5 protein-coding genes are annotated in these 6,000 nt (G+C 54.5%); 3 read left to right on the forward strand and 2 right to left on the reverse strand.

Annotation, left to right across the window (positions count from 1 at the left end):
* The first annotated feature begins 130 nt into the window (after positions 1 to 130).
* Together argC and erpA are read left to right on the forward strand one after the other, a co-directional pair.
* Positions 131 to 1,165 (forward strand): N-acetyl-gamma-glutamyl-phosphate reductase, encoded by a 1,035-nt coding sequence (gene argC, locus TU86_RS10750; protein WP_048364265.1) that lies wholly within the window; start codon positions 131 to 133, stop codon positions 1,163 to 1,165.
* Positions 1,166 to 1,300: 135 nt separating this feature from the next.
* Positions 1,301 to 1,651, forward strand: coding sequence for an iron-sulfur cluster insertion protein ErpA (gene erpA / locus TU86_RS10755; protein WP_048364266.1), 351 nt, complete (start codon positions 1,301 to 1,303; stop codon positions 1,649 to 1,651).
* A 76-nt stretch (positions 1,652 to 1,727) separates the two neighbouring features.
* Here erpA and TU86_RS10760 read toward each other — a convergent pair whose 3' ends face one another.
* Both TU86_RS10760 and TU86_RS10765 read right to left on the reverse strand, forming a co-directional pair.
* On the reverse strand, positions 1,728 to 2,819 hold the full coding sequence (locus TU86_RS10760; RefSeq protein ID WP_048364267.1) for an anhydro-N-acetylmuramic acid kinase: 1,092 nt from the start codon (positions 2,817 to 2,819) through the stop codon (positions 1,728 to 1,730).
* Between the two features lie 3 nt (positions 2,820 to 2,822).
* On the reverse strand, positions 2,823 to 4,223 hold the full coding sequence (locus tag TU86_RS10765; protein ID WP_048364268.1) for a peptidoglycan DD-metalloendopeptidase family protein: 1,401 nt from the start codon (positions 4,221 to 4,223) through the stop codon (positions 2,823 to 2,825).
* Between the two features lie 210 nt (positions 4,224 to 4,433).
* On the opposite strand from TU86_RS10765, the gene tyrS reads away from it, so the two are divergent.
* Complete coding sequence (gene tyrS, locus TU86_RS10770; protein ID WP_048364269.1) at positions 4,434 to 5,633, forward strand: tyrosine--tRNA ligase; 1,200 nt, start codon at positions 4,434 to 4,436, stop codon at positions 5,631 to 5,633.
* Positions 5,634 to 6,000: the final 367 nt, after the last annotated feature.

Consider the following 6,000-nt stretch of genomic DNA (forward strand, 5'->3'; position numbering starts at 1 on the left):
AGTTATTCCCAGGTTCACAGTAGACCAAATAGTAGTAGTAGAGCGCTTGAGAGTCACCTTGGCGGTTGTCGCAGGGGCGCGCTGTCCCTATTATCGAGGGCTTTCCAGTGGGTTCGTTGAGGGGCAGGTTATGGTCAAGGTCGGTATTGTCGGCGGCACGGGTTACACCGGGGTCGAATTGCTGCGTTTGCTGGCACAGCATCCGCAGGCTGAAGTGGTGGTCATCACTTCTCGATCCGAGGCGGGCCTGCCGGTAGCCAATCTGTATCCCAACCTGCGCGGTCATTACGATGGCCTGGCCTTCAGCGTGCCGGACACGCAAACATTGGGCGCGTGTGATGTAGTGTTTTTCGCCACGCCGCATGGTGTTGCCCATGCGTTAGCGGGTGAGCTACTGGCTGCGGGCACCAAGGTGATCGACCTGTCCGCGGACTTCCGTTTGCAGGACGCGGATGAGTGGGCCAAGTGGTACGGTCAGCCGCACGGCGCCCCAGAACTGCTGAAAGAAGCGGTGTATGGCCTGCCGGAAGTTAATCGCGAGCAAATCAAGCAGGCGCGCCTGATTGCGGTGCCCGGTTGCTACCCGACTGCTACCCAGCTGGGCTTTCTTCCCTTGCTGGAAGCTGGGCTTGCCGATACTTCGGTGTTGATTGCGGACTGCAAGTCCGGTGTCAGCGGTGCGGGGCGTGGGGCTAGCGTAGGTTCTCTTTACGCAGAGACCTCAGAAAGCATGAAGGCGTATGCAGTAAAAGGTCATCGCCACTTGCCTGAGATCCGTCAGGGTCTACGTCGTGCAGCCGGTAAGGACGTGGGGCTGACGTTTGTCCCGCACTTGACGCCGATGATTCGCGGTATCCATTCCACGCTGTATGCGACCGTTGTTGACCGTTCCGTAGATTTGCAGGCGTTGTTTGAAAAGCGTTACGCCAACGAACCTTTCGTCGATGTGATGCCTGCCGGCAGCCACCCCGAGACTCGCAGTGTGCGTGGCGCGAATGTGTGCCGAATCGCGATCCATCGTCCTCAAGATGGCGATCTGGTCGTGGTGTTGTCGGTCATCGACAATCTGGTCAAAGGCGCTTCGGGTCAGGCGGTTCAGAATATGAATATCCTGTTCGGTCTGGATGAGCGTTTGGGCTTGTCGCATGCCGGGATGCTGCCGTAAGGGCAAGCAATATGCTCAAGCGGCAAGTCGCTGGCTTGCCGTTGATACTTATGAATAGTTGACCGCTTTTCTAGGAGAAGCGGATAATGCGCGTCATCACGCATTATGGCGGCATAGCGCCGGGAGATAGTCAGCATGAGCGTCGAATCCTTCACCCCCACGGCTTTGCAATTCACCGAAGGTGCTGCGCACAAGGTGAAGAGCCTGGTCGATGAAGAGGGTAATGATCGTTTGAAGTTGCGCGTGTTTGTTACGGGCGGCGGTTGTTCCGGTTTTCAGTATGGTTTCACGTTCGATGATGACGTGGCCGAAGATGACACTATCGTTGAGCGCGAAGGCGTGAGCCTGGTGGTCGATCCAATGAGCTTCCAGTACTTGGCGGGAGCCGAGGTGGATTATCAGGAAGGCCTGGAAGGCTCGCGTTTTGTGATCAACAATCCTAACGCCACCACGACGTGTGGTTGCGGATCTTCGTTCTCGATCTGATCACTCAGCACGCGCAGTACTCAAAACGCCGCGTCAGTTCGCGGCGTTTTGCTGTGTGCAAATTGTTGAGAGGGCTTCAGGCGGGGTAGATTGCGCCGAGGACCCGTAGGCCACGGGCGCCAGTGACACTCGGGCGGTTGGTGGGGATGTTTTCCAGGCAACAGTGTGCGAGCCATGCAAACGCCATCGCTTCAACCCAGTCCGGGTCGACGCCTTTGGCGTGTGTGCTACTGACTGTTGTGTGGGGAAGCAGTGCGGCCAGCCGTGCCATGAGCGTGCCATTGTGCGCGCCGCCGCCGCATACCAGCAGCTCTTCAGTGAGCGGTTGAGCGGCTTTTAACGATTCTACGATGGTCAGCGCGGTGAGCTCGAGCAAGGTTGCCTGAACGTTTTCGGCGGCGAACGTGGGCAAACTTTGCAGGTGATGCTTTAGCCAGCTGAGGTTGAAAACTTCACGGCCGGTGCTTTTTGGGCCTTTTGTCTTGAAGAACGAATCGCTGAGCAGTGTCTCAAGCAATATCGGTTCTACCTTGCCGCTTGCAGCCCATTGGCCATTACGGTCGTAGAGCTCGCCGCAGGTGTCGTGTATCCAGGCATCCAGTAGTACGTTGCCTGGGCCGCAATCAAATCCGGCGACAGGTGATGTAGGCGTAATCAGGCTGAGATTGCTGAAACCGCCTACGTTCAAGACTGCGCGATAGCCAGTGTCGTCATTGAACAGTGCTTCATGGAATGCAGGGACCAAAGGTGCGCCTTGACCGCCAGCGGCCACGTCTCGGCGTCGAAAGTCGCCTACCACGCATATACCTGTAAGTTCTGCCAGTAGCGCCGGGTTGCCAATTTGCACCGTGAAGCCTAGGGCGGGTTCATGGCGGATGGTTTGGCCGTGACTCCCGATTGCTCTGATTGAAGCGGGTGCGAGCTGTTGTTGTGCAAGGAGTGCATTGACGCCCTGAGCTGCCAGTTCGACCCAGTGATTTTCAGCAACGGCGCACCGCATGACCTCATCGGGGCCGCTGGCGCACAAGCCGAGTAACTCTGCGCGCAGGGCCGCGGGCATCGGCGTGTAGTGAGTGGCAACCAATGTGGGTCTCGCACCCATCTCAATGAGTGCGATGTCCATGCCGTCCAGGCTAGTCCCGGACATCACACCTATATAGAGCGCCATGATTTAGCGTTTGCTCGATGCGAGCAGCGTGGCTTTTTCCTGGTTCATGCGTGCCATCAGGGGTTGGCTTTGTTGCAGGAAGCGAGCGCGTTCGTTTTTGGCAATTGGATCGGCCATTGGGAGCTTTTGGCCTAGCGGATCGACGTGTACGCCATTCACTTGAAATTCATAGTGCAGATGGGGGCCGGTCGACAGGCCGGTGGTGCCGATATAACCAATCACTTGCCCTTGCTTAACAGAACCGCCTGTTTTGACGCCTTTGGCAAACCCCTGCATGTGGCCGTAAAGAGTGCGATAGGTGTTGCCGTGTTGAATGATCACGGTATTGCCGTAACCACCGCGGCGACCTGCGAGTAACACTTTACCGTCACCGGCAGCTTTGATCGGAGTGCCACGAGGTGCTGCATAGTCCACGCCTTTGTGGGCACGGATCTTGTTCAGGATTGGGTGTTTGCGGCCTGAGGAAAAGCGCGAGCTGATGCGAGCGAAGTCTACCGGTGTGCGGATAAACGCTTTACGCATGCTATTACCGTCAGCGGTGTAGTAATTGCTGATGCCTTGTTTGTTGGTGTAGCGCACGGCGGTGTAAGTCTTACCGCGGTTGGTGAAGCGTGCGGACAGAATATTACCCGTCGCGACCGTTTTGCCGTTGGCGACTTTTTGCTCATAGATCACTTCAAACTGGTCGCCTGGGCGAATGTCCTGGGCGAAGTCAATGTCGTAGCCAAATACCTTGGCCATGTCCATTGTCATGCTGTGCGGCAAGCCTGCACGTTGCCCCGACGCGGAAAGCGAGCTGCTGATGACGCCGTGTACATACGCTGTGCGTACGGTAGGCAATGTTGTCACCCGGTTAAACGCATAGCCCTTGGCTGTTTTTGTCAGGGTAATGGTTTCAAGGTCGCTAACACGGCTGTGCAGGCTTTTGAGTTGACCATCAGGGCTCATATCAAACTCAAGTTTTTGACCGTGCTTGAGTTGGCTAAATTGCTTGGCTTGCTTGTCGCTGGCCAAAATCTCATGCACGGATGCGGAAGGCAGTCCCACCTTTTCGAACAATGTTGAGAGCGTGTCACCTTTTGCCACGATAACTTCGCGGTGGTTAGGCTCTTTTTTCTCGTCGACCTTAGCTGTTGCGGTCGGGGCAGTCTCTTGCTGTTCGATTTGGGCAAAGGGCGAGGCTGGCGCCTCTGTTGTGGCTTGAACCAATTCGGAAGCGTCTTGATCTTGTGTCAGTTGTTCTGCGGGGCTTTCGAGCTCCAGGTTTAGAGTCGTGCGTTTGGCTTCTACTTCGCTTGAAGGAAATACCAGCAGGGCCAAGCTTAATAATGCAGCGATTCCACTAGCGGCAAGCAGGTGGGTCTTCGGATAAAGCGGCGGCGCTTTAGGCGGTTGACTGGTCATAGATAATTTGACTTTGAGATAGATGAATTGGAAAAGATGACTGACACGGTGAACATGAAATAACTGTATAAAATATAACCAAAACACCCATGAAGCAAGCCGCTGAAGCATTGGCTGACAGATAGCCGCCCACACGTAGGTGAGAACTTGTAATTAGTGGCTGATCTTGTATGGTTGGTTCCCTTTGAATTTGAGCCTTACGGGTCTGATATGAAGTCGGTTGAAGAGCAGCTAGCGCTAATCAAGCGTGGTGCCGAAGAGGTACTGGTCGAGTCTGAATTGGTCGAGAAATTAAAGCGCGGCCAGCCGCTGCGTATTAAGGCCGGATTTGATCCGACAGCGCCCGACCTGCATTTGGGGCACACAGTCCTTATTAATAAGCTGCGTCAGTTTCAGGAGATGGGCCATCACGTCATCTTTTTGATTGGTGACTTCACAGGGATGATTGGTGACCCCAGCGGTAAGAGCGCAACGCGTCCTCCGCTGACGCGTGAGCAAGTGCTGGATAATGCTGAGACTTATAAAGCACAAGTCTTCAAGATCCTCGACCCTGCTAAAACTGAAGTCGCTTTCAACTCCACCTGGATGGATCAGATGGGGCCGGCTGACTTCATTCGTTTGACGTCTCAGTACACCGTGGCCCGGATGCTTGAGCGCGATGATTTCGACAAGCGTTACACCACGAACCAGCCCATCGCGATTCATGAATTCCTATATCCATTAGTGCAGGGTTATGACTCGGTCGCTTTACGGGCTGATGTAGAGCTGGGTGGTACTGATCAGAAATTCAACTTGCTGATGGGGCGTGAGTTGCAGCGCGGCTATGGGCAGGAGGCTCAGTGCATTGTGACTATGCCGCTGCTGGAGGGTTTGGACGGCGTTAAGAAGATGTCCAAGTCCTTGGGTAACTATGTCGGTATTCAAGAAGCGCCGGGTGTGATGTACAGCAAGCTGGTGTCCATACCGGATGCGTTGATGTGGCGTTACTTTGAGTTGCTGAGCTTTCGCTCGATGGACGAAATCAATGCGTTTAAAGCTGATGTCGAGGCGGGGGCTAACCCGCGCGATATCAAAATCAAGCTTGCTGAAGAGATTGTGGCTCGTTTCCATGGTGATGAGGCTGCTGCTAACGCGCACCGTGGGGCGGGTAATCGCATGAAAGAGGGTGAGCTGCCTGACGATTTGCCAGAAATTGAACTGCTTGCGAGTGAAGATATGCCGATTGCGGCGGTCCTTAATAAGGCAGGGCTGGTGAAGAACTCCGCTGTTGCGCGTGATTTGCTGGGTTCAGGTGGTGTGCGAATAGATGGAGAGGTGGTTGATCGCACCTATATATATGTACTGGGTTCGACCCATGTATGTCAGGCAGGAAAGAAGGCTTTTGCACGGATTACGCTGAAAACCGAATAAAGCTGTAATTATTGCTGGACGGCGCATTTTATTAGCCTATAATGCGCCCACTTCCGGCGTAGTCGAAACGGAAAACTCCTTGAGTATCAATGAGTTGAGCGGTTTTCGGCGATGCTAGCTTCAAATCATCGAAGCAGGAAATGAGGTGTTGACAGCAGCGTATAACGCTGTAGAATTCGCCTCCCGCTAACGAGAGATCGAAAGCGCAAGTGGTTGAAGTTACAAGGGAAACTTTGAAAGCTTCTGAAATAACCGCTTGACAGCAACAGGGGCTGCTGTAGAATGCGCGCCTCGGTTGAGCGAAAGCTTAACCAACCGCTCTTTAACAACTGAATCAAGCAATTCGTGTGGGTGCTTGTGGGGTCAG

The sequence above is a fragment of the Pseudomonas weihenstephanensis genome, from assembly GCF_001043055.1.
GTDB lineage: Bacteria > Pseudomonadota > Gammaproteobacteria > Pseudomonadales > Pseudomonadaceae > Aquipseudomonas > Aquipseudomonas weihenstephanensis.

Excerpts from the sequence above, each read along its gene's own strand:
- argC (WP_048364265.1), top strand. The coding sequence starts at position 131 with ATGGTCAAGGTCGGTATTGTCGGCGGCACGGGTTACACCGGGGTCGAA.
- tyrS (WP_048364269.1), top strand. The coding sequence starts at position 4,434 with ATGAAGTCGGTTGAAGAGCAGCTAGCGCTAATCAAGCGTGGTGCCGAA.
- TU86_RS10760 (WP_048364267.1), bottom strand. The coding sequence starts at position 2,819 with ATGGCGCTCTATATAGGTGTGATGTCCGGGACTAGCCTGGACGGCATG.
- erpA (WP_048364266.1), top strand. The coding sequence starts at position 1,301 with ATGAGCGTCGAATCCTTCACCCCCACGGCTTTGCAATTCACCGAAGGT.
- TU86_RS10765 (WP_048364268.1), bottom strand. The coding sequence starts at position 4,223 with ATGACCAGTCAACCGCCTAAAGCGCCGCCGCTTTATCCGAAGACCCAC.